General features: G+C 65.3%; 18 protein-coding genes. 12 read left to right on the forward strand and 6 right to left on the reverse strand.

Annotation, left to right across the window (positions count from 1 at the left end):
• Positions 1-87 precede the first annotated feature (87 nt).
• Positions 88-2,850 carry an RNA polymerase-associated protein RapA gene (gene rapA, locus DDZ17_RS03490; protein ID WP_116364532.1) on the forward strand — a complete coding sequence of 921 codons (2,763 nt, stop codon included), beginning with the start codon at positions 88-90 and terminating at the stop codon, positions 2,848-2,850.
• Between the two features lie 40 nt (positions 2,851-2,890).
• On the opposite strand, the gene DDZ17_RS03495 is transcribed toward rapA, so the two are convergent.
• The gene (locus tag DDZ17_RS03495; protein WP_116364533.1) at positions 2,891-3,199 is read right to left on the reverse strand and encodes an SET domain-containing protein; all 309 of its coding nucleotides are present in this window, start codon (positions 3,197-3,199) and stop codon (positions 2,891-2,893) included.
• Positions 3,200-3,360: 161 nt separating this feature from the next.
• Between DDZ17_RS03495 and DDZ17_RS03500 the strand changes: the two genes are divergently transcribed.
• Both DDZ17_RS03500 and DDZ17_RS03505 read left to right on the forward strand, forming a co-directional pair.
• Positions 3,361-4,836 carry a GMC oxidoreductase gene (locus DDZ17_RS03500; protein ID WP_116364534.1) on the forward strand — a complete coding sequence of 492 codons (1,476 nt, stop codon included), beginning with the start codon at positions 3,361-3,363 and terminating at the stop codon, positions 4,834-4,836.
• Positions 4,833-5,969, forward strand: a complete 1,137-nt coding sequence (locus DDZ17_RS03505) for a hypothetical protein (protein ID WP_116364535.1) — start codon at positions 4,833-4,835, stop codon at positions 5,967-5,969. The genes DDZ17_RS03500 and DDZ17_RS03505 overlap by 4 nt, the downstream gene beginning before the upstream one ends.
• A 119-nt stretch (positions 5,970-6,088) precedes the next feature.
• Here the strand turns inward: DDZ17_RS03505 and DDZ17_RS03510 are convergent, their stop codons facing one another.
• Complete coding sequence (locus DDZ17_RS03510) at positions 6,089-6,691, reverse strand: pyridoxamine 5'-phosphate oxidase family protein (RefSeq protein ID WP_116364954.1); 603 nt, start codon at positions 6,689-6,691, stop codon at positions 6,089-6,091.
• Positions 6,692-6,803: 112 nt separating this feature from the next.
• Here DDZ17_RS03510 and DDZ17_RS03515 point away from each other — a divergent pair, with 112 nt between their 5' ends.
• Positions 6,804-8,063 (forward strand): serine hydrolase domain-containing protein, encoded by a 1,260-nt coding sequence (locus DDZ17_RS03515; protein WP_116364536.1) that lies wholly within the window; start codon positions 6,804-6,806, stop codon positions 8,061-8,063.
• Positions 8,064-8,072: 9 nt separating this feature from the next.
• Here the strand turns inward: DDZ17_RS03515 and DDZ17_RS03520 are convergent, their stop codons facing one another.
• Entirely contained in the window at positions 8,073-8,528 is a 456-nt protein-coding gene (locus DDZ17_RS03520) for an SRPBCC domain-containing protein (RefSeq protein WP_116364537.1), read from the reverse strand.
• Positions 8,529-8,761: 233 nt separating this feature from the next.
• On the opposite strand from DDZ17_RS03520, the gene DDZ17_RS03525 reads away from it, so the two are divergent.
• Positions 8,762-10,300 carry a DUF1254 domain-containing protein gene (locus DDZ17_RS03525; RefSeq protein WP_116364538.1) on the forward strand — a complete coding sequence of 513 codons (1,539 nt, stop codon included), beginning with the start codon at positions 8,762-8,764 and terminating at the stop codon, positions 10,298-10,300.
• Here the strand turns inward: DDZ17_RS03525 and DDZ17_RS03530 are convergent.
• On the reverse strand, positions 10,279-11,331 hold the full coding sequence (locus DDZ17_RS03530) for a helix-turn-helix transcriptional regulator (RefSeq protein ID WP_116364539.1): 1,053 nt from the start codon (positions 11,329-11,331) through the stop codon (positions 10,279-10,281). The two genes, DDZ17_RS03525 and DDZ17_RS03530, sit on opposite strands and share 22 nt — an antisense overlap.
• A 149-nt stretch (positions 11,332-11,480) precedes the next feature.
• On the opposite strand from DDZ17_RS03530, the gene DDZ17_RS03535 reads away from it, so the two are divergent.
• The 7 genes from DDZ17_RS03535 to DDZ17_RS03565 all read left to right on the forward strand — a co-directional run bounded on the left by DDZ17_RS03535 (position 11,481) and on the right by DDZ17_RS03565 (position 20,974).
• Entirely contained in the window at positions 11,481-12,959 is a 1,479-nt protein-coding gene (locus DDZ17_RS03535) for a flavin-containing monooxygenase (protein WP_116364540.1), read from the forward strand.
• Positions 12,960-13,062: 103 nt separating this feature from the next.
• Complete coding sequence (locus DDZ17_RS03540) at positions 13,063-14,250, forward strand: DUF1214 domain-containing protein (protein WP_116364541.1); 1,188 nt, start codon at positions 13,063-13,065, stop codon at positions 14,248-14,250.
• 18 nt (positions 14,251-14,268) lie between these two features.
• Entirely contained in the window at positions 14,269-15,549 is a 1,281-nt protein-coding gene (locus DDZ17_RS03545) for a sulfotransferase family protein (RefSeq protein ID WP_116364542.1), read from the forward strand.
• Between the two features lie 92 nt (positions 15,550-15,641).
• Positions 15,642-17,123: an acyl-CoA carboxylase subunit beta gene (locus DDZ17_RS03550; RefSeq protein ID WP_116364543.1), complete on the forward strand. Its 1,482-nt coding sequence runs from the start codon at positions 15,642-15,644 to the stop codon at positions 17,121-17,123.
• A 77-nt stretch (positions 17,124-17,200) separates the two neighbouring features.
• The gene (gene recQ / locus DDZ17_RS03555) at positions 17,201-19,012 is read left to right on the forward strand and encodes a DNA helicase RecQ (protein ID WP_116364544.1); all 1,812 of its coding nucleotides are present in this window, start codon (positions 17,201-17,203) and stop codon (positions 19,010-19,012) included.
• A gap of 239 nt (positions 19,013-19,251) precedes the next feature.
• Entirely contained in the window at positions 19,252-20,436 is a 1,185-nt protein-coding gene (locus tag DDZ17_RS03560; RefSeq protein ID WP_116364545.1) for a hydroxymethylglutaryl-CoA reductase, read from the forward strand.
• A gap of 115 nt (positions 20,437-20,551) precedes the next feature.
• A complete protein-coding gene (locus DDZ17_RS03565; RefSeq protein ID WP_116364546.1) occupies positions 20,552-20,974 on the forward strand; it encodes a nuclear transport factor 2 family protein in 423 nt (140 codons plus the stop codon).
• On the opposite strand, the gene DDZ17_RS03570 is transcribed toward DDZ17_RS03565, so the two are convergent.
• The gene (locus tag DDZ17_RS03570) at positions 20,975-21,853 is read right to left on the reverse strand and encodes a ThuA domain-containing protein (protein WP_116364547.1); all 879 of its coding nucleotides are present in this window, start codon (positions 21,851-21,853) and stop codon (positions 20,975-20,977) included.
• A gap of 21 nt (positions 21,854-21,874) precedes the next feature.
• Positions 21,875-23,002 carry an Rv3169 family protein gene (locus tag DDZ17_RS03575; protein ID WP_116364548.1) on the reverse strand — a complete coding sequence of 376 codons (1,128 nt, stop codon included), beginning with the start codon at positions 23,000-23,002 and terminating at the stop codon, positions 21,875-21,877.
• Positions 23,003-23,025: the final 23 nt, after the last annotated feature.

Consider the following 23,025-nt stretch of genomic DNA (forward strand, 5'->3'; position numbering starts at 1 on the left):
GCGCCGCACAAACCAGCGCCGTTCGGTGCTAAACTACGCGCCTTTTTCTTCCCGGCCCGCGCCGCGGCCGTGCATCACAGGAAGTCTATGGAATACCAAATCGGACAGCGCTGGGTCAGCCACGCCGATGCCCAGCTGGGGCTGGGCATCATCGTCGAGATCGAACAGCGCCGGGTCACCGTGAATTTTCCCGCCGTGGGCGAGGAGCGCACCTACGCCATCGACGGCGCACCCCTCACACGCCTGCGCTTTCAGGAGGGCGACCATATCTCCACCGTGAACGGGGTGGAACTGGTGGTAAGCCGGGTGGAAGAGCACCAGGGGCTGCTGCTGTACACGGGCCTTGACCACCACGAGGCCGAGCTGACCGTGTCCGAACTGGAGCTGGACGCCTACGTGCAGCTCACCACGCCCCAGCAACGGCTGCTGAACGGCCACTTCGACAAGAACGACGACTTTGCCTTGCGGGTCGCCACCTTCGAACACCTGGACCGCCAGCAGCGCTCGCCAGTGAGCGGCCTGATGGGCTCGCGCACCTCCCTGTTGCCGCACCAGGTTTACATTGCCAACGAAGTTGGCCAGCGCTTTGCCCCGCGCGTGCTGCTGGCCGACGAGGTGGGCCTGGGCAAAACCATCGAAGCCGGCATGATCATGCACCAGCAGCTGCTGAGCGGCCGCGCCTCGCGGGTGCTGGTGCTGGTGCCGGACACCCTGCTGCACCAGTGGCTGGTGGAAATGCTGCGCCGCTTCAACCTGCACTTTGCCCTGTTCGATGCCGAGCGGCTGGCCGAGCTGCCGGTGGACAACCCCTTCGAGGCGGAGCAGCTGGTGCTGTGCAGCACCGGCCTGTTCCACACCGACCCCGCCTACCGCGAGCAGGTGCTGGCGGCGCCCTGGGACCTGGTAGTGGTGGACGAAGCCCACCACCTCGCCTGGTCGGAACAGGCCCCCAGCGACGACTACCTGCTGGTGGAGGCCCTGGCCGAGCGCAGCGCCGGCCTGCTGCTGCTCACCGCCACCCCCGAGCAGGTGGGCCAGGCCAGCCATTTTGCCCGCCTGCGCCTGCTGGACCCGTCCCGCTTCCACGATTTGGAAACCTTCACCCGCGAAGAGCAGCAGTACCGCCGCTGGAGCGACATGGTGAGCCAGATTGAAGCCGGCGAGATACCGGGCGACCTGCCCGAGGGGCTGTCTGCCGACACCGCGCCAGAGCAACTCATCGCCCAGATTCTGGATCGCCACGGTACCGGCCGGGTGCTGTTTCGCAACACCCGGGCCGCCGTCAGCGGCTTCCCCCAGCGCGTGCTGCACCGCCACCCGCTGCCCTTCCCCGAGGAATACCGCTACTCCAGCACCGACCTGGAGTCGCGCCTGCACCCGGAGCGGCCCTACCACGACGACAGCTGGCTGAGCTTTGACCCGCGAGTCAACTGGCTGGAGCAGACCCTCAAGCAGCTGCGCCCGGCCAAGGTGCTGGTGATCTGCGCCAGCGCCACCACCGCCGTGGCCCTGGAGCACCACCTGCACCTGCGCGCCGGCATCCGCTCGGCGGCCTTCTACGAAGGGCTGTCGATCATCGAGCGCGACCGCGCCGCCGCCTACTTTGCCGACGAGGTCAATGGCGCCCAGACCCTGGTGTGCTCCGAAATCGGCAGCGAGGGGCGCAACTTCCAGTTTGCCCACCACCTGATCCTGTTCGACCTGCCCCTGAACCCGGACCTGCTGGAGCAGCGCATCGGCCGCCTCGACCGCATTGGCCAGCAGCACGACGTGGACATTCACGTGCCCTATCTGGAGGGCAGCGCCCAGCACACCCTGCTGGACTGGTACGAGCGTGGCCTTGGCGCCTTCAGCGAAAGCTGCTCCGCCGGGCACATGATTTACCAGCGCTTCCGCGAGCCCCTGGAGCAGCAGCTGAATGCCCCCGACGATGCGCTGGCGGCCCTGCTGACAGACACCGCGGCATTTACCGCCGAAACCCGCCGCGAACTGCGCGAGGGCCGCGACCGCCTGCTGGAGCGCAACTCCTGCAAGCCGGCCGAGGCGCTGGCGCTGATCGACAGCATTGTCGAGCATGAAAGTACCGACGTACTGCAAAACTACCTGGAAGCCCTGTGCGAGGCCTTTGGCGTAGACACCGAGTTTCACTCGGAGCATGCCCTGATACTGCGCCCCTCCGAGCACATGCTGACCGGGCACTTCCCCTACCTGCGCGACGAGGGCACCACCGTCACCTTCGACCGCGACAAGGGCCTGGCCCGGGAAGACCTGGCCTTCCTCACCTGGGAGCACCCCATGCTGGTGGAGGCCATGGACATGGTGCATTCCACCGAGCTTGGCAACGCCGCCATCGGCACCATCAAGCTCAAGGGCATTGCCCCCGGCACCATGATGCTGGAATGTTTGTACACCGTGAATTGCGTAGCGCCAAAGGAGCTGCAGGTAGAGCGCTTCCTGCCCCTCACCCCCACCCGCCTGCTGGTGGACGCCCGCGGCAAGGACCTGGCCCACCTGGTGCCCCACGCCCGGCTGAACGAACTGGTGGAGCGGGTGAAAAAGCCCGTGGCCCTGGCCATCATCAAACAGGTGCAAAAGGAAGTGGACGCGAAAATGCTGCAGGCCACCCGCCAGGCCGAATCACGCCTTAAAACCGTGTTGGCCGACGCCGAGGCCGACATGCGCGCCCAGCTCGGCGCCGAGCGCGAACGCCTGGCGGCCCTCAAGCAGGTAAACCCCTCCATCCGCCAGGAAGAGCTGGACCACCTGGACTACCGCATCGAAGAATGCGCCGTACACATCCGCCACGCCAGCCTGCAATTGCAGGCCCTGCGGCTCATCCTCACCACCTGAGCCAGGCCCTGCGGGGCCTGATGCCAACCCCGGCCCTGCCTTACTCCGCCCACGCCTCGCCGTAGTCGTGGGTCAGCTCCTCCCCGGCCTTGATGTCGCGCAAACTCACCACCGACAGATCGTCGTAGTAGATCACGTTGGGAGACTTGTTGTGGTTGATAAAACGCAGGCGGCAGGTCACATCCACCAGCGTGTCCTCGTCCAGCCACAGGGTATAGGGCGTGGGCTCGCGAGTGGGCCGGCTTTGACACACCCCCAGCAACGTGCCCGCCTTGATGTCCACCGCGGCAAACAGGCCCTTGCCATGAATGCCGCTGTCGCCGACGCGCAATTGCCGTTTCATCGTCATGCTGTGCCTGACCTGCCAAAAGAATGGGCGGCCATTCTTGCACAGGCATGAAAGACCGGGTAACCGCGCCGGAAAAGATATAACAGAAAAAAATGTGTAAACTGCCAGCGCCCCGCTGCGGCCCCAGCGCTCGCCGGCAAGCCAAGGAATGAGTAGCACGCGTGATTATCGACCTGGAACAACAAGCACTGGAACACAACGCCCTGCGCGCCGATGTCTGCATCGCCGGGGCCGGGCCCGCCGGCATCGTGCTGGCACTGGAGTTGGCAAGGGCCCGCCCCGACTGGCACATCGTACTGTGTGAAGCCGGGGGAACCGGCAACGCCACCGAGGCCGAGCGCGACATTTACCGGATGGCCCTCGGGGAAAAAAGCTACTCGGTGGCGGATATCTGCCGGCGCCGCCGACTGGGGGGGACCACCGCACACTGGGGTGGCTGGAGCAAACCCCTGGACGCCACCGACTATGAGGACAACCCCGCCTGGGATGTACCGGCCTGGCCAATCACCCAGGCAGAGGTGCAGCGCTATATGGATAGCGCCCTGGCGTGGACCGAGATCACCAGCACCGAGTTCGACCTCTCCCGGGTGCGCGATACCATCGCCCAGCACCTGCTGCCACTGCGTGTCGACGGCCCGATTACCGAACACGCTTTTCGCTTCAGTCCCCCGACCCGCTTTGGCACCCGCTACTACAACGACATCAACCAGCAGGACAACCTCACCTGCCTGCTGCACGCCAACCTCACGCGGCTGGATCGCGCAGGCGAGCGCATCACCCAGGCCGAGGTCAAACCGCTGGACGGCGCCGCTGCGCTGATCACCGCCGAACACTTTGTGCTGGCCATGGGCGGCCTGGAAACCACCCGTCACCTGCTGAACCTGCGCGGTGAGGCCGCCGCTGATGGCGAGGGTATTTTCTCCGACCACCTGGGGCGCTATTTTGCCGACCACTACGGCCCCCGGGCGGGGAACCTGCTGGCACCGGAGGGCTTGAAGTACCACCGCTTTTCCAACGACGGCCAACCCATCATGCCCGTGCTGACCTTTTCCGCGGACCATATCCGTAAAGAACGCCAGCACAATACCTGCATGACGCTGAACGCCAGCAGTGGCGAAGGCTCGGTGCTGCACCAGTACGGGAGCCAGAGCGGCCTCAATTTCAAACCGGGCAACTACTGGCAGTACCAGGTACAAATGATTGTTGAGCCGCGCCCGAACCCGCTCAGCCGGATACACCTGACCAACGAGCGCTGCGCCCTGGGTTTGCGGCGCCTGAAGCTCGACTGGCAGCCTCACCGGGACGATTTCGATTCCGCCTACACGTTCTACCAAACGCTGGGCGGTGAACTGAGTCGTACCGGCCTGGGGCGCTTTCAGATTACCCGGCAGAACACCGCCGAACATCAGGCGCGCGCCTCTGGCGCATGCCACCACCTTGGCACCACGCGCATGGCGGCGCGCCCTGAAGACGGTGTTGTCGACACAGACCTCAAGGTGTTCGGCAGCCAGAACCTGTATGTAGCAAGTTCGTCTGTGTTTCCCCGCTACGGCTACTCCAACCCGACACTGACCATTGCCGCGCTGTCTGTGCGACTGGCACAACACCTGGCCGGACAGAAGGAGGCGCAGGCATGATCAACCGGCGACAATTTGTCATTGGCGGAGCAGCCGCCGGTGGCGCGGCGGCCATCACTTACACCCTGGTGCCGGGCGATTCAGCGGACACAGTGCCGGCACCTGCTCCCGAGGCAACAGCGCTGCGTATCGATACGGGTATCAGCCCGGCGATGGATGAATTCCTGCTGTCACTCGAACACACCGATACCCTGGGCCGGGCGTGGCTCGCGGGCGACGGTAGCGGCATTGGCCTTGCACAACTGGCCAGCACGGTGGCGCAGCGCATCGACGGCAGCGCCGCTGATATCGCCGCCGCGACGGCCACCCGCATCCAGCAGGACTTTGCACAGGGCACACTGTGCGACATTGAAGGCTGGCAGCTGAGCCTCACCGAATGCCAGCTTGCCGCGCTGCGAGTACTGGCGATCGAGGCAAACCCGGCCAACCGGGCCGTTCTTGCCGCGAACGAAGCCACGCCAGAAGCGGCGGCGAACAGCCCCGATGGCTACACCGTTGGCACCATCGCGCCGCTACAGAACTGGGGGCCGAAGAAAACGGCAAAGGGCTTGGCATTCAATGTGCAGTCCGACGGCCACTGCGGCCTTTGGTTCCAGATTGCCGGCGCTCCGGCCCACGCGAAAATCATGATTGACGGTGAGATCGCGCGAACCACCATCAAGGGCAAAGTCGTCACATCCGGCCTGTTTGGCAAGCAGAAGGATCACATACTCTCGACGCCGGGCACCTATGAGATTGCGCTTATCGACCCCATCCGCAAGGTGAAGCAACCGATCGGCGAGTTTCTGGTGGAAGAGAGCCCGGCGGGGCAGCTGCCCGGCGGTGAGTCGATCCAGCTCAGCGATTGTACCGTGGGCAAATGGGGCCCCCAGAAAACCCAGGTCGGGGTTGCCCTTAACGAGCAGCCCGACGGTGCCATGGGCGTTTGGGTGTATATCAGCTGCCTACCCCACGGGGCACGGCTGCGCATCGGCGAAGACGACCTGCCCATCACGCGCACCAAGTTCGGCTTTACCACCGCCATCCCCAAGCCCCTGCTGGAAGCCCCCCAGAACATGCCCCTGCATCTGGTGACACCCGGCGATGGCCAGGAGTTGGCCATCGGCAATCTGCTGATTGAGGAGCCGGAGTAAATGACCCGGCACCTCAACGGCGAGTTTCATGCAAAACCACGGCGGGCCGTAACGAGTTCTCGCAGATTACCAACGTCCTGAGGCGGGCCCTTGCCACGGATGCCACTGTCGGCAACGCTTTACCACAAGCGACCCTTCGCATAATCGGCATAACCGGTGTCATAGGACGCCGCATCAAAATCAGCATCGATCTCCTGCACAAACTGGCCTGCCGTTGGTACCGATTCGCTCTCGTCGCCAGCTTGCCACAGGCATGAACGCATGAGTGCCTTGGCGCATTGATAATAGACTTCCGCAATGGTCACCACGATGACGGTTCGCGGCGTTTTGCCCTGCTGGTTGAACTGTGAGGTGATGTCGTCATCCGCGGTGACGATTGCCGATCCATTGACTCGCACCACGTTGTTGCAGCCAGGCACCATGAACAGCAGGCTCACCCGCCCGTCTTCGACAATGTTGCGCAATGAATCCAGGCGGTTGTTGCCACGCCAATCAGGCAGCAACAGCGTTGTGTCATCCCGCACTTGCACCACGGGGCCGGCGTCGCCCCGCGGGCTGGCGTCGGTGCCCGCCTTACCCACGGTGGCCAGAATGAGAAACCGCGACGAGGCTATCCACTGGCGATACCTGGGAGTGAGCCGGGTCTGCACTTTATCCAGCGCAATCGGCACAGCGGCGTCGTATATCTGCTCCAGTGCATCCAGTGTTTCTATCCTGTTCATCAGGCGAACCTCCAAAGGCATTGCCTGGGGAATATACCTGATCCCGGTGCCCCCAGGCGCATGGTACGCTAGCTTTTGGCATTTCCGCGCACGACAACGATAAGGACTTACCATGGATAATTCACGCCAGCGGCTCTGCGCCGTGTTTTCTTCTCGCTTTCTGAGCACGACCGTTTTTCTCTGTGCCTGTCTGCTCGGCCAGGGCGCGGGCACTGCCCAGGCCGCCGGGGTCACCATTGGCGGCACCGACTCAGGCGAGGAAGGCACGGGCTTTACCGCGATGTTCGCCGGGGATCGCTTTGAGAACTTCCGCCACATGGAGCGCTTTGTACCGACCTCTGTCATGCCGCCCGCCGCACAGCCCTGGGATCTTGGCGCAAGCAGCAATTCGCTGCGCTACAGCGGCGACTTTCTGGGTGAAGCGACAACGCTGGAAGACTTTATCGACCGCTCTGGCACCTCGGCCCTGCTGGTGATCAAGGACGGCCGGGTAATCTACGAGCAATACCGTCACGGCGACAGCCGCGACAGCCTGCACGTCTCGTTCTCGGTGGCTAAATCTTTTACGTCTGCTGTCCTTGGCATGGCCCTGGCCGACGGCGACATCGAAAGTCTGGACGACCCCATCCGTCGTTACCTGCCGGAGCTGGACAGCCCGACCTTCGACGGTGTGACGGTCAAGCATGTGCTGCAGATGTCTTCCGGCGTGCGCTTTGACGAGACCTATACCGACCCCGAATCGGACATCAACCGCATGACAACACGCGTGCCACCGATGACCTATCTGGAATACATCAATACCCTGGGCCGCGACCACGAGCCAGGCACGTACAACCACTACGCCAGCATCAATACCCAGTTGCTGGGCATTTTACTGGTACGGGTTACCGGCGAGAGCCTCACCGACTATATGAGCCGCCGTCTTTGGCAGCCACTTGGCATGGAACACCAGGGGCTGTGGACGCTGGACGCACAAGGACAGGAATTGGCCATGGGCGGGCTTGCCGCCAGCGCACGGGACTACGCCAAGCTCGGGCTGCTGTACCTCAACGATGGCAAGCGAGGCGATGAGCGCATCCTGCCCGAGGGCTGGGTAAAGGCGTCCGTCACGCCGGATGAGCCCCACCTGATGCCCGGGGACAACCCCGCGTCATCCAGTGTCTCCGGCTACCAATACCAGTGGTGGACCCCACGCGACTGGGACGGCGACTACCTGGCGCGGGGCATCTGGGGCCAGAATATCTACGTACACCCGGGCAACCGGGTGGTGATTGTGAAGCTGGCGGCAGACCAGAAAAATTTCGATCCGCGCTACAAGCTGGCCTACATCGACTACCTGCAGGACCTGGCGCAATCCCTCACCGACCGGTAGGGCGCCTGCTCAGCCGCGCCGGTGCAAGGCCTCGCAATGGGCTTTTAAATCCTGGGCGCAGCGGTTGAAGCCGGTCTCCACCGGCTTGCCCATCATGTCCATCATCTCGGCGGCGCCGGGGCCGCCGAATTCATCGATGGACACGTAGGAGCAGCGCTCGTCGCCCAGCGGCGTGATGACTTGGGTGCGCACGGCGTGAATGGGGTCGTCGGGCTTGTTCTCCATGCGCCAGGCCACCACCCGTTCGGGTTCGATGCGGCAGATGTATTCCACCTGTTCCTGCAGGCCAAAGCCCAGGTCCACCTGCATGCGGATGGGGGTATCCAGCGCCAGCTCGGCATCGGCCACCGGGCAGAAGGTGTTCCAGTCGCCGTAGCGATCGAAGTCCACCAGCACCTGCCACACCAGGGCCGCCGGCGCCTCGATCTCAACCACGTCCGAACTCACGGTCAAACCGTCGATCATCGCAAATCTCCTTGTTATCGTCAGGGCTGATACTGCGCCTCACCCGCCGGGGGGGTAAAGCCAGGCACCGGCCAGCGGTGCCGCTGGTTCAGGCAATTGAATCGCCAGCCATTGAGCACTCGGGCAGCGGTGGCTGGACACTACCGCCCTGTTCATGCCCCGGGCGGCCGGGAATACTCCGGGCTCTCACACCGATCGCATAACGCATAACAGACAACCAGAGGTAACCAACCATGCCCTGCCGCCCCCTTCGCGCCGCCTGCGCGCCACGGACCGCCCTTGCCACCCTGTACTTGGCTTTACTGGCCCTGCTGGCCGCGCCGCTGGCCTCGCAAGCCCGGGATCTCACCCCCACGGGCATCCATGCCGACCTGAGCCCCGCCGAGATCAGCGCGTTGACCGCCGAGGCCTACTACTGGGGCCTGAATATCGCCGGCTTCTATGAGCTGCGTTACCTCTACACCCAGCTTGATGACCCGCGCAACCCGATCTACAGCGGCGTGAACCGGCTCAACCCCCTGTACAAGCTAATGGACGCGAAGGACCGCTATGCCACCACGGTGAACGCCTCCACCCTGTATTCCGGTGGCATGTTTGATGTGTCGCAGGAGCCTGTGGTGCTGGAGACCACCGCCATCGCCCCGGGCCGCTACTGGAGCCTGCAAACACTGGATCAGTACCCCCGCTGGTTCCTGCTGGCCGGCCCCCAGTTCACCGGCAACCACGCCCAGCGCTACCTGATTGTGGGCCCCGACTGGCAGGGCGATTTGCCCGCCGGCTTTGCCTCCACCCAGATCATCAAGGCGCCCTCCGCCGCCTTTTCCGCCACCCTGCGGGTTGCCGTGCTGGATCGCAACGACCCACAGGACCTGGCCGAAGCGCGCAAGGTCATCGACAGCTTCAGTGCCGGCCCGCTGTCCCTGTGGCAGGCCAACGGCGGCGCCTTCCCGCCCCTGGCCGAACAGCCCAAAATCCGCGCCGACTACCGACACTTCCCGCGCATGGCGGCCATTGGCGATATCAGTAAATCGATGACCGGGGTGGACCTGCTGCAACTGCTGAGCCTGGCGGTGAACGACAGCGCCATGACGCTGCAGCGCGATTCCCGCCAGGAAACCGACACCCTGGCCCGGCTTGCTCCCCTCGGCATTGCCCCCGGCAAGCGCTTTGACCCGGCGGCCCTCAGCAGCGCCCAGCGCGCGGCGGTGGAGGACGGCTACCGCACGGCTCGCCCCATTGCCCGGCAGGCGATGAACGAGGCGCTGGTGGATATGAACGGCTGGCAGCTGCAGTCCAGCCTGTTCTACGACGACCTCGACTACCGCGGCCGCGCCGGCGCCCAGGATGTGGCCTGGGGCAGCCCGGTGCACTACCAGTCCCACAGCATTGCCTACCTGTTTGACGACAGCCGCGGCCAGCCCCTGGACAGCGACTACCACTACACCCTGACCTTTGATGTGGACCAGTTGCCGCCGGTCACGGAATTCTGGGAGCTGCCGGTGTACGACGCCCAGGGCTACCTGGTGGACAACCCCATCAACCGCTACAACGCCACCAGTTACCAGTATCGGGCCGGCGACTATCACGTCAGTGAGGACGGCAAGCTGGTGTTCTACCTGCAGCGCGAAGCGCCTACCGACCCGGATAAAAAACGCAACTGGCTGCCGCTGCCGGCCGAGGGCAAATTCCAGTTCGCCGCCCGCTTTTACGGCCCGATGGCGCCGCTGATCGACGGCCGCTACGCCATGCCTCAGGTAATGCGTTCGGACTGAGTCTTTGATTGCGCCAGCCAGGCCCGGGGCGAGCAGCCGTACCACTGGTGAAAGGCGCGGCGAAATGCCCCGGCATCACTGAAGCCGAGCTGCGCGGCCACCTGGGCCACCCCGAGGTCGCCGCGCTTTAACAGCTGGGCCGCCACTTCCGACAAACACTGCTCGCGCAAGTCGCGGTAGCCCGCCCCCCGCTCGCGCAGGCGGCGGCGCAGGGTGGACAGGGGCACCTCCAGAATGCCCGCCAACTGCTCCTGGGAGGGTACGCCTTCGCCCCGCTCCAGCGATGCCACCATCATGGCGCTCACCTGGGCCCCCAGGTCGTGGGCGCGCACCCCGAACACGGCGCAGGGGAACAGCTCAAAAAAGGCATCGAACTCGGTGCGCCCGCGCACGCAGGGCCAGGTGAGGGCGGCGCGGTCAAAGTCCAGCGAGTAACACTCGCCGCCGGCCAGTACCGGGGCGCGGAACAGCTTGAGAAAGGGCAGCACGTCATCGCGCTGAATGGGGCCAATGCGCACCTGCTGTAGCGGCAATTCGCGCCCGGCCAGCCACTGCAGCAGCTGGCAGAAGGCAAACAGCCCGGTGATGTCCACCAGGCTGCTGGCAGTGGTGGTGCGCGGGCGCAGTGAATCCAGCACCAGGCTGGCGGTATCGTCCCGGCACTTCAGGGTCAGCGCCCCGGCGCGCGGGTGCAGCAAAGCCATAAAGCGGCGGCACAGCCCGATGGCCTCATCCAGGCTGGCGGCGCTGATGGCGCTGCGACACATCAGCTCCACCGCCTCCCGCGCCATGGAGGGGCGCTCAAAATCCTGCGCTACCTCCGCTTCCAGCTGTTGCACTACCTGCAGGTACCAGCGGGTGAACTCGCCGAGGTTGCGCGGCGCCGGGCCGGCCTCGTCGCCCCCGGCACGCAACTCGCCCTGCAGCAGGTTGACCAGCGGCATGAAGGAGGCGCGCACCGTATCAAAGGCGGTGCTGGCGCTATAGCCGGGTGGTAAACCTGGCGATGAGGCAGGCGGGGAAGCAGTCATGGGCAGAGCTTACACCCGGGGCGGAAAGGCGAACAATAATGTCATCCCGAATTGTCATTTGTGATATGCATTGTTGGGCCAAAGCTGGCTAAGCTGCTTGCACTGAACAGGGGCATTCCCACAAGCGCACCAACACAGGAACATTCGCCATGGCAGAACAGGATCTTCGCGTTGTCGTACTCGGCGCCGGCATGGCCGGCATTCTCGCCGGCATCAAGCTGCTGGAGCGCGGCTACCGCGACATCAATATTTACGAAAAGGCGGACCGCGTTGGCGGCACCTGGCGGGAGAACACCTACCCGGGCCTGACCTGCGACGTGCCCTCGCACCACTACACCTACTCCTTCGAGCGCAACCCGGACTGGACCCGCCACCTGCCCCCCGGGGCGGAAATCCAGGCCTACTTTGAACGCACCACCGGGAAGTACGGCCTGAATGAAGTGATCCGCTTCAACGAAGAGGCCAGCGGCGCCGAGTGGCGCGACGGGCGCTGGCAGCTGGGTTTCAAAAGCGGCCGCCAGGATGTGGCCGACGTGCTGATCGCCGCCACCGGCGTGCTGCACAAGCCGCGCTTTCCGGACATTCCCGGCGCCGACACCTTCGCCGGCCACCTGTTTCACTCCGCCCGCTGGGATCACAGCGTAACCCTGGAAGGCAAGCGCATCGGTGTGATCGGCAACGGCTCCACCGGGGTGCAGATTATCTCCGCCCTGGCCGGCAAGGTGGCCAAGCTGGAACACTACCAGCGCACCGCCCAGTGGATCATGCCGGTGGAAAACGGCTACTTCAGCGAAGAGGAGCGCGCCGCCTTCCGCGATCCGGCAGTCATGGAGCAGGTGCTGGACCTGAAGGGCTATATGGAGGCGGTGGAGCAATACACCCAGGCCATTACCGATTCCAGCTCGCCCGGCTCCCAGCACATGGCGGCGGCCTGCCTGCAGAACCTGGAAGAGAACGTGCAGGATGCACAGCTGCGCGAACGCCTGCGCCCCGACCACGCTCCCCTGTGCAAGCGGCTGATCTTCTCGCCGGACTACTACCAGGCCATCCAGCAGCCGGGCAGCGAGCTGGTGACCGCCGGCATCGAATGCATCGAGCCCACCGGCATTCGCACCCGCGACGGGCAGCTGCACGAGCTGGACATCATTGTCTTCGCCACCGGATTCCACCCGGACTGTTTTATGCGCCCGATGACCATCACCGGCCGCAACGGCGCGAACCTGGAAACCCTGTGGAAGGACCGCCCCCTGGCCTACCTCGCCATCTCCATGCCGGACTTCCCCAACCTGTTCATGCTCAACGGCCCCTCGGGCCCGGTGGGCAATTTCTCGCTGATCGACATTGCCGAAAACCAGTGGATCTACATTGAGCAGCTGATGGACCGTATTCGCAGCGGTGAATGCCCCGAGATCGCCCCCACCGTGAACGCCATGCAGCAGTACGAAACGGCGCGGGTGGAAGCCGCCAAGCAAACCGTGTGGTACCAGGGCGGTTGCGCCAGCTGGTACCTGGACAAAGACGGCATCCCCTCCAGCTGGCCCTGGAACTACGGCCGTTTTGTGGACGAAATGGCCACGCCAAAGTGGGAGGCCTTTGACCTTTGCGCCCCGGTTGCGGCGAATACTTGAACCGAAACGGAGGGCGAGCGCTCTCCACCCCCTCCGCGCTTGCCCTGCCCGCTACCGGCGGCAGTATGATGCCGCCAGGCATACCATTCGGGAGGCGAGCAGCATGTACGGCGACAACCCCAACGATCCGGCCCTCAAGCAATCCTGGGCGGCCTTTTGCGATGAGCTCAAGGCAGCGGGCGACATTATCTTTCGCGACACCACCCCCGCCCACGACATCGACCGCGCCAAGGGCCTGCGCATGCTAGCGCGCAATATCGCGCTGGGCTTGCAGTTCAACCTGGAAAACAACAACCCCGACTTCCCCGAACTGCTGCGCTACTTCGACCCCCTGCGCAAACAGGGCGGCGACAACACCGACGCCCTCTACGTAGGCGCCCCGATCAACGGCGAGCACAGCTACACCATCAGCGGCTACCGCGGCGGCGCCAGATTCTTCGCCATCACCGTGCTCGAAGATGGCGCCACCCCCTGGGGCGGCGGCGTGGTGGGCAACCTTATCGACCATCAGATCGATGTGGACGAGCAGGGCTACTTCGAGGTGCACCTGGGCCCCGAGCCGATGCCCGGCAACTGGATCAAAACCACACCGGGTGCCTGGCGCGTGACCGTGCGACAGTTTTTTGCCGACTGGGAAAACGAAGCGCCGATGGATGCGCGCATCGACCGCCACGGCGAGGCCCTGCCCTCCCCTGAGTTTGACATCGACACCCTGCAGCGCGGCCTGGCCGCGAGCGCCGCCTGGGTGAAGGACTCCACCCACTACTGGGCCGACATGCTGGACAAGTGGCAGTGCCAGCCCAACCGCTTTCTCTCCTACCGCCAGCTGGATGACAACAAGATCGACGCCACCCCCGGCGGCGAACCGCTGATCTGCTACTGGCAGCTGCCCCGGGACGAGGCGCTGATCGTGCGCGTTACCCCGCCCAAGGCCAACTATTGGGCAGTGGAGTTCGGCAACTACTGGTGGGAAACCATGGACTACCGCTACCGCCTGTGCAGCACCAACTGCCACCACGCCCAGTTGGAAGACAATGGCGAGCTGTTACTGGTGGTATCCCACACCGACCCGGGCCTGCCCAACTGGCTCGATCCCTCTGGCCATGTGGAGGGCTACATCACCACCCGCTGGATGGGCGCCAGCAGCTGCCCGGTGCCCCAGTGCCAGCAGGTGAAGCGGGCAGAGCTGGAGGAGTACCTGCCGGCCAATGCCAAACGCATCAGCGCCAAGGCGCGGCGCGAACAGCTCGCCGGGCGGCGCCGGGGCGTTCTGCGGCGCTTTCGTGCCTGAGCCGGTGGAGGCAGCATCATGAGCCAGACAAGCCAACCCAACTGGACCGCACCGCCCCAGCCCGACTGGCTGGTAGCCATGAACACCGAGGGCAGCTACTTTGACCTGAGCGCGGTAGTGCCACTGGACGAGGAGTCCCTGCTGGCGCAGGCGCGCCGCGCCACCGGCCTCAGCGACTTTGGCGACTGTGGCAACTCTGGCGACTCTGGCGAAGACGGCTGGCGCGAGCCCTTCCGGGTGCTGCTGCGCGCGCTGGAGGAAGAAGCCGAACTGACCCTGATGGGCCGCCTGATGGCCCGCCACGATATCTTCCTGTGGCTGCGCACCCGCCTGATGGTGGCCGACCTGCTGCAGCGCCACCCGCAAATCCTGGACGAGGAGATTCGCGCGCCGATGGTGATTGTCGGCCTGCCCCGCTCCGGCACCTCCATCCTGTTCGAGCTGCTCGCCCAGGACGCCGACGTGGGCGTGCCGCAAATGTGGGAGGCCCTGCAACCCTGCCCACCGCCACTGGCCGCCAGCTACAACAGCGATGCGCGCATCGGCTGGGCCGACAAACTGTTCACCCAGTGGAACCGGGTGGCGCCGGAATTTGCCGGCATGCACGAAATGCGCGGCGACATTCCCGCCGAATGCGGCCTGCTGATGGCCGGCAGTTTCATCAGCGATCACATTGCCTCCCTGCACCAGACACCGAGCTACGCCGCCTGGTGCGCCGGCGCCGACTTTGCCCCGGTGTACGCCTGGCACAAGCGTATCCTGCAGATCCTGCAGTGGAAAAACCCGCGCCGGCGCTGGCTGCTGAAAGCGCCGGAACACCAGGTTCACCTGGACACCCTGCTGGCCACCTACCCCGACGCGCGCATCGTGCAGACCCACCGCGACCCCATTAAGTGCATGTCTTCGGCCACCAGCCTGATGGGCACCCTGTACCGCATGCGCAGCAACCAGCCCTTCAACGCCGAGCTGTTCGAGAACATCATCATGGGCGAGGCCACCGCCGCGCGGCTGGAACGCGTGATGGCGCTGCGCGATGCCGGCATCATCCCCGAGGCCAACATTGCCGATTCCCGCTACCAGGATTTGATGGACGAACCACTGGCATGCATCGAGCGTATCTACCGCCACTTCGACATGCCGCTGAGCGCCGAAACCCGGGCGGCTATGCTTGCCTATCTGCAAGCCAAGCCCCGGGGCAAGTTCGGCCAGCACCGCTACACTGTGGACGAAGAGCGCGCCACCGAGCGGCGCTACTTTGCCCGCTACCAGCAGCGCTACGGCGTGCCCGATGAAGCCTGAGCGGCGCTGCGGGCCACGCTTGAACCGCCGGCCACACTTAAGCAACCGCCCACCCCTGGCAAACGACAACCCATTCCTGTACAGGCACCAACATGACTGATTCGCGCACCCTGTGGAGCGCCCTGCTGGAGCAGCTCGATACGCGCCACGGCATCGCCACCGCCATGGGCGGGCCGGATAAAATCGCCCGCCAGCACAGCCGCAACCGCCTCACCGCGCGCGAGCGCATCGACCAGCTGCTGGACACCGGCAGCTTCTGCGAATACGGCGCCCTGGCCGGCGGCAACCACCCGGGCGGCGAGCCGCCGGTGCCCGCCGACGCCCTGGTGGGCGGCACCGGGTATATCGACGGGCGCCCGGTGGTGGTGGTGGCCGAGGACTTTACCGTGAAGGGCGGCTCCATTGGCCACCCCAACGCCGCCAAGCGGGCCCGCCTGGTGCGCCTGGCGCTGGAGCAGCAGCTGCCGCTGGTATTGATGCTGGACGGCGCCGGCGAGCGCGCCAGCAACCAGGGCGAGCGCTACCCCCACGCCCCCGGCGACCTGCAACTGGTGGCGGATCTGAAAGGCCAGGTGCCGGTGGTTTCACTGGTGCTTGGCAGCTCCGCCGGCCACGGCGCGCTCACCGGTATGTTTGCCGACCTCATCATCATGAGCGAGGGCGCCACCCTGTTCAGCGCCGGCCCCCCACTGGTGGCGGCGGCCCTGGGGCGCGAGGTCACCCCACAGGAACTGGGCAGCGCCGGCATGCACACCCGCCAGAGCGGCGTGGCCCACAACCTCTGCGCCTCGGAGGCCGAGGCCCTGGACCTGGCCCGGCGCTTCCTTGGCTACCTGCCGGCCCGGGCCGGCGCCCCGCTGCCGCTGGATCAGGCCGCCCCCACCAAGCAGACGAGGGAACTGGACGAGCTGCTGGATATTATTCCACCTGTACCGCAACAGGCCTACAACATGAGGCGCGTGCTGGAGACTCTGGTAGATGCTGGCTCCCTGCTGGAGCTGCAGCCGGACTACGGCCGCAACCTCATCACCGCCCTGGCCCGCATTGGCGGCACCCCCTGCCTGCTGCTGGCCAACCAGCCGGCGGTGCAGGCCGGCGCCATCACCGCCGAGGCCGCCGAAAAAGCCGGCCACTTCCTGAGCGTGGCGGCGGCCTTCAACCTGCCCCTGGTGAGCCTGGTGGACAACCCCGGCGTGATGCCGGGGCCTGCCTCGGAACAGAGCGGCGTGCTGCGCGCCGCCGGCCACATGTTCCTGGCCCAGCGTCGCCACCGCGGGCGCAAAGTGGTGGTAACCCTGCGCAAGGCCTTTGGCTTTGGCAGCTCGGTAATGGGCATGAACCCCTTCGACCACCAGACCGTGAGCCTGGCCCTGCCCTGCGTGAGCCTGGGGGGCGTGCCGGCCATCGGCGGTGCCGCCGCCAGCGGCGCCGATGCCAGCGAGGCGGAAAAAATGGCCGCCCTGCAGGCCGGCGCCTGGGTGCCGGCAGACGCCATGGCCTTCGACCGGGTGATCGACCCGCGCCAGCTGCGCAACGAAATCCTCAGGGCACTGCAGCTGAAAACCGGGAGCTGAAAACCCGCAACTGAAAACCGGCAACTGGGGGCAATCAGCCATTAGCGGCGGCGGGCTGCTCCGGTATACTGCGCGCCATGAGTGACACCAGCACCGCCCTGCACACCCTGCAATCCGTCTTCGGTTACGAACACTTCCGCGCCCACCAGCAGGATATCGTCGACACCGTCATTGCCGGCGGCGATGCCCTGGTGCTGATGCCCACCGGCGGCGGCAAATCCCTCTGCTACCAGGTGCCGGCGCTGGTGCGCCCCGGTTGCGCGGTAGTGATCTCGCCCCTGATTGCCCTGATGCAGGATCAGGTGGACAGCCTGCGCCAGCTCGGTGTGCGCGCCAGCTTCCTGAACTCCACCCTGCCCCTGGAGGAAGTGGTGGCGGTGGAGCGCGCCCTGCTGTCAGGCCAGCTGGATTTGCTGTACATCGCCCCGGAGCGGCTGATACAGGAGCGCTGCCTGGCCCTGCTGGAGCGCGCCGAGCTGGCCCTGTTCGCCATCGACGAGGCTCACTGCGTCTCCCAGTGGGGGCACGACTTTCGCGCCGACTACCTGCAGCTGAGCCTGCTGCACGAGCGCTTCCCGGCGGTGCCGCGCATTGCCCTTACCGCCACCGCCGACGCCCGCACCCGGGCGGAGATTGTGCAGCGGCTGGACCTGGGTGAAGCGCGGCAGTTTATCGCCGGCTTCGACCGCCCCAACATCTGCTACCGCATTGCCCTCAAGCAGAGCCCGCGCCAGCAGTTGCTGCGCTTTCTGCGCGAGGAACACCCCGGCGATGCCGGCATTGTCTACTGCCTGTCGCGCAACAAAGTGGAAGAGACCGCCGCCTGGCTGTGCCAGCAGGGCTTTAACGCCCTGCCCTACCACGCCGGCCTGGACGCCCGCCTGCGCGCCACCCACCAGTCCCGCTTCCTGCGCGAGGAGGGGCTGATCATGGTGGCCACCATTGCCTTTGGCATGGGCATCGACAAGCCGGACGTGCGCTTTGTGGCCCACCTGGACATGCCCAAAACCATCGAGGCCTACTACCAGGAAACCGGCCGCGCCGGGCGCGACGGCGGCGCCGCCAATGCCTGGATGGTGTACGGCCTGCAGGATGTGATGAAACTGCGCCAGATGATGGAAGGCTCCGAGGGCAGCGAAGAGCACAAGCGCGCCGAACAGCAGCGCCTGAACGCCATGCTCGGGCTGTGCGAAATTACCAGCTGCCGCCGCCAGGCCCTGCTGCACTATTTTGGCGACAGCCTGCCGGGACCCTGCGGCAACTGCGACACCTGCCTGAACCCGGTAAACACCTGGGACGGCACCGAGGCCGCCCAGAAGGCCCTGTCTGCCGCCTACCGCACCGGCCAGCGCTTTGGCGTGAGCCACCTGATTGACGTGCTGCGCGGCAGCGACAGCGAACGCGTGCAGCAACTGGGCCACCGCGACCTGCCCACTTTTGGCGTTGGCAAGGACCTGGACGGCAACCAGTGGCGCTCGGTGTTCCGCCAGCTGGTGGCCCGGGGCTATTTGAGCGTGGACATGGCCTACGGCGCCCTGAGACTGCAGGAAAAATGCCGCCCCCTGCTGCGCGGCGAAGAGCGCCTTGACCTGCGCCGGGACCTGCCGCAAAAAACAGCCAAACGCCACACCAAAGGGCCCTTGCCCGAGTTAATCGACGTGGGCCTGTGGGAGGCGCTGCGCGACTGCCGCCGCAGCCTGGCGGAAGAACAGGGCGTGCCGCCCTATATCATCTTTGCCGATCGCACCCTGCAGGAAATGTGCGAAGCCCTGCCCCAGAACCTGGCGGAAATGGCCCATATTTCCGGCGTGGGCGAGCGCAAGCTGGACAAGTACGGCGCCGAATTCCTGAACGTGATTCGCCAGCACCTCAGCCCCGGCGCGGCCTGAGCCGCAGCCACCTGCGGCTCGCTCGCCCGCGGGCGGCCAGGCGCTACCTGCCCTCTTCCCGTCCTCGTCCTGCCCAGGCGGGCGCCTTCCTCCAGCCAAGCCCAAGCCAAGCCCAAGCCAAACCCCAGCCAAACCCCAGCATTGACCAATGGGCTCTGGCGCGGTAACTTGCTTTCCGTTATCCATACCCATTCTTCTAAAAATGGCTGGCAGGGCCGGCCGCAAACTGTGGAGTCACCGTGAGCAAATCCATCCCCCGTTCCCCGGACGCCGATTACAGCCCCGATGCCATCGCACAGCGCCAGCAATTCATCGAGGACAACACCGCCGCCAGGCTCGACCACACCCGCCGCTACTCCTTTGACCCGGCGGTCATGTCCGGCAACATCGAAAACCTGTTCGGCGTGGCCCAGGTGCCGGTTGGACTGGCCGGCCCGTTGCGGGTCAACGGTGAACATGCCCAGGGCGACTTTTACGTGCCCATGGCCACCGTGGAGGGCACCATGCTGGCCAGCTACAACCGCGGCATGAAGGTGATCCGCGAAAGCGGCGGCGTAATGACCACCGTGTGCGGCGAAGCCATGCAGCGGGCCCCGGTGTTTGTGTTCAAGAACGCCCGCGACGCCCGCGACTTTGAACGGTGGCTGGTGGGCAACAGCGAGCGTATCCGCGCCGTGGCCGAGGCCACCACCAGCGTCGGCAAGCTGCGCGAGATTGAGCATTACATTGCTCACAATATGGTTTTTACCCGCTTCGACTACAGCACCGGCGACGCCGCCGGCCAGAACATGACCAGCAAGGCCACCTTTGCCGCCTGCGAATGGATCAACAGCGAATACCCGGCACTGTCCCACTACCTGCTGTCGGGCAACTTCGACACCGAGAAAAAAACCTCGTCCGTCAACCTGCTCAAGGGCCGCGGCCGGCGCGTCACCGCCGAGATCACCATTCCCCGGCAGGTGCTGATCGACAACCTGCGCATCACCCCCGAACAAATGCACTACGGCCAGGGCATCAGTACCCTCAGCGCCTTTTTGACCGACTCCTCCAACAATGCCGCCCACCCGGCCAATGGCCTGGCGGCGCTGTACCTGGCCACCGGCCAGGACATCGCCAACATCGGCGAATCCAACCAGTGCACCACCTACAACAAGGTAACGCGCAGCGGCGACTACCATTTTTCCATCACCCTGCCGGCGCTGATCGTGGCCACCTACGGCGGCGGCACCGCCCTGCCCACCCAGCGCGAATGCCTGGAAATCATGGACTGCTACGGCCCCGGCAAGGCGCTGAAGCTGGCGGAAATTGCCGCCGCGCTGGTGGTAGCCGGCGAGCTGTCACTGGGCGCCGCCAGCCGCGTGGACAAGACCACCCGGCGCAACGAATGGGTTGACGCCCACGAACGGCTCGGCCGCAATCGCTAGTAAAAACAAGCTGCACTGCGGCTCAGAATGCTGAACCCCCGGGCGTGGCAGCACCGCGCACGGGGGCTATCATGCAGGGAAGCAACGGGGGGCAGCAGCACGGGGGCGCGCCAACATGAGCACAGAACAAACCAATAAAACCATTGTCAGACAATTTTTTGAGGCGCTGAACGCAGGCGATGTAAACGCCGTGGTGGACGCCTATTCCCCCGAGGGCAGCGTGCAAACCATGGGCAATACGCTGATTTCCGGCGAGGCCGGCTACAGCGAACTGCACGACGCCATCGGCAAGATTTTTACCGTGTTCCCCGACGGCCTGCGCTTTATTGTTCACGACATGGTGGCCGAGGGCGAGAAGGTAGCGGTGGAAGCCTCCAGCCAGGGCGAGCACGTATCCGGCCAGAGCTACGAAAACGACTACCACTTTCTGTTCGAATTTCAGAACGGCAAATTGCTGAAGCTGAAAGAATATATGGACACCGAGCACGTCACCGACGTGCTCTGCAGTGGCATGCGCCCTCCCTTCGGCGGTGACTGACTAGCAGCCGCCCTCGGTCAGGCCCATGGTCCAGTCCATCGCGTTCTCCAACAGGCGCTGCACGTTGGGCGCATCAAAGGCCTCGGCCCGATGCCCCATGGCGGTGTACACAGCCCGACCCTTGCCCTCGCAGTTGGCCCACACCACCGGGTGATCGCCCATGCGCAGGTCGCGCTCGTGGTTGAGGAACTTCTGCACCGGGGTGTAGCTGTCTTCATCCACCGTGGCCAGAATGGTAAAGCCCTTGCTGCGCGGGCTGCGCGCCCAGGAATACCACTCCTCCCCATGCTCCCAGCGCGCGGGCAAACCGCGATTCACCGGGTGGTCGGGCGCCTCCCTCTCTACAGTGGCCACCTGGAACTGCGGCCCCAGGATGTGGGCGGTAAACTCCGCCCCCACCAGGTGCTCCAGGTACCAGCCCCAGAAGCGGTGGGAGCCATCGCCGGCGGCGTGCACACCCACCCAGCCACCGCCTCGTTCAAACCAGCGGCGAAACGCCTCCCGCTGGGGGTGGCTCAGCATATCGCCGGTGGCGTTAAGGAAGACAACCGTGGCAAAGCGCGACAGGTCCTGCTCGTTGAACACCGCGCCGTTTTCGGTGGCGAACACGGCCCAGCCGCGCTGCCCGGCAATCGCCTCTATGGCTTTCAGGCCGCCGCTGATGCCGTCCCGGTGACGAAAGCCGTTGGTTTTGCTGAACACCAGCACCGCCGGTGAGCCCAGGTCCGCGGCGATGGCCGGCGGCTGGGTGTCGTGGTCGGTGTTGGTGAACAGCAGGTTCCAGGCGCCGATGGCGTAGACCGTCCCCAGGCCCGCCAGCACCAGCAACACCACGGCAATCAGCAGGTATTTACCCCATCGCGCAGCACTCACTGCCATGATGCTCCCCTTCTAGCGCTGTCAGGCCGCGCCATCAAACCAGTCCTTGAACCCGTAGCTGCTGGACGGGCCGATGTGCATCTGCTCCAGCACGCCGTGGCCCACTTTGCCGTTACAGGTGGCACGCACCACCTGCTGCACGTGAATATTCTCCAGCGCCAGCGGGTCCAGGTCGGTCTCGCGCCAGCTTTCGCCGGCAATCACCAACTCGCCGTGCCATTTGCCGTGGCCCCACTCGGGGTGCTGGTAACCCAGCCCCTTCATGCGGTGCAGCATCAGCGGTTCCACGGTAATTTCGCGGCTCTCGCCACTGCGGTCGCGCATGGTGATGGTGGCGCTGCGCGCGCGGCGGGTGCCGGGGATGAAATCCAGCGCGTGGCCCACCTCCCCGTGCCAGACCTTGGCCGCCGGGTCATTGGTGCCCGGAATGTCGGCCATCTGCGGGTAGTGCGGCAGGATGCACTGGTCTGTGTGCCACTGGTGGCCGGCGTCGTCCTCGAACCAGCCGGCCAGGGTGCATTCGTCCTCCCAGTGCACCGGCAACCAGCAGAAGTGCGTAGCCTTGAAGCTGGCGATGGGCGCGCCGCCCGGGTAGCTCTCGCCCACCGGGCGGATGCCCCAGGAGCGGTCTTTCAGGCCCAGGGTGCTGCGCCCGTCCACTTTGACCTCGCGGCCGTCGAAGCGAATCCAGCCCTGCCAGAAACCAAACTGGTCCAGGCGGGTGGCGTCCATGATCATGTGGCGCTCGTTGCGCAGGGTCTGGCGCCCTTCTTCAATGCAGGCGGTGCGCGGGGTGAAGGTGAGGTCGCAGCTGATGCCGGTTTCGTTGTCGGCAATGCTCACCCGGTGGCGCCCCATGGGCTCCAGAATCTCCAGCTTGAAGGGCCCCACTTCGGTTTCGGTGGGTTCCACCGGGGCGCGGCGCGAGCCGTGGAAGGCGTACTGCTGGCCGTCCACCGCAACGCTCAGGCTGCAATCCATAATGCCGAGGTTGGGGTAGCGACACAGCACCACGCCAAAGTAAAAGCCGCCGTCCCTGTCGTGGCCGTTGTACCAGTAGCGGTCGTAGGCGCAGCGGTCGCTGCTGGCGGTCAGGGCAATGGGTTCGGCGGTCTGGTGGATCGGGTAATCGTCCAGGCGACTGAGCATGGTGGGTCTCCGCTGTTGTTATG

Source organism: Parahaliea mediterranea, assembly GCF_003402235.1.
In the GTDB taxonomy this organism is placed as follows: Bacteria; Pseudomonadota; Gammaproteobacteria; order Pseudomonadales; family Halieaceae; genus Parahaliea; species Parahaliea mediterranea.

Coding starts and splice junctions, on each gene's coding strand:
- DDZ17_RS03495 (WP_116364533.1), bottom strand. CDS start 3,199: ATGACGATGAAACGGCAATTGCGCGTCGGCGACAGCGGCATTCATGGC.
- DDZ17_RS03570 (WP_116364547.1), bottom strand. CDS start 21,853: ATGGCAGTGAGTGCTGCGCGATGGGGTAAATACCTGCTGATTGCCGTG.
- recQ (WP_116364544.1), top strand. CDS start 17,201: ATGAGTGACACCAGCACCGCCCTGCACACCCTGCAATCCGTCTTCGGT.
- DDZ17_RS03535 (WP_116364540.1), top strand. CDS start 11,481: ATGGCAGAACAGGATCTTCGCGTTGTCGTACTCGGCGCCGGCATGGCC.
- DDZ17_RS03520 (WP_116364537.1), bottom strand. CDS start 8,528: ATGATCGACGGTTTGACCGTGAGTTCGGACGTGGTTGAGATCGAGGCG.
- DDZ17_RS03550 (WP_116364543.1), top strand. CDS start 15,642: ATGACTGATTCGCGCACCCTGTGGAGCGCCCTGCTGGAGCAGCTCGAT.
- DDZ17_RS03540 (WP_116364541.1), top strand. CDS start 13,063: ATGTACGGCGACAACCCCAACGATCCGGCCCTCAAGCAATCCTGGGCG.
- DDZ17_RS03510 (WP_116364954.1), bottom strand. CDS start 6,691: ATGAACAGGATAGAAACACTGGATGCACTGGAGCAGATATACGACGCC.
- DDZ17_RS03530 (WP_116364539.1), bottom strand. CDS start 11,331: ATGACTGCTTCCCCGCCTGCCTCATCGCCAGGTTTACCACCCGGCTAT.
- rapA (WP_116364532.1), top strand. CDS start 88: ATGGAATACCAAATCGGACAGCGCTGGGTCAGCCACGCCGATGCCCAG.
- DDZ17_RS03545 (WP_116364542.1), top strand. CDS start 14,269: ATGAGCCAGACAAGCCAACCCAACTGGACCGCACCGCCCCAGCCCGAC.
- DDZ17_RS03505 (WP_116364535.1), top strand. CDS start 4,833: ATGATCAACCGGCGACAATTTGTCATTGGCGGAGCAGCCGCCGGTGGC.
- DDZ17_RS03515 (WP_116364536.1), top strand. CDS start 6,804: ATGGATAATTCACGCCAGCGGCTCTGCGCCGTGTTTTCTTCTCGCTTT.
- DDZ17_RS03575 (WP_116364548.1), bottom strand. CDS start 23,002: ATGCTCAGTCGCCTGGACGATTACCCGATCCACCAGACCGCCGAACCC.
- DDZ17_RS03525 (WP_116364538.1), top strand. CDS start 8,762: ATGCCCTGCCGCCCCCTTCGCGCCGCCTGCGCGCCACGGACCGCCCTT.
- DDZ17_RS03565 (WP_116364546.1), top strand. CDS start 20,552: ATGAGCACAGAACAAACCAATAAAACCATTGTCAGACAATTTTTTGAG.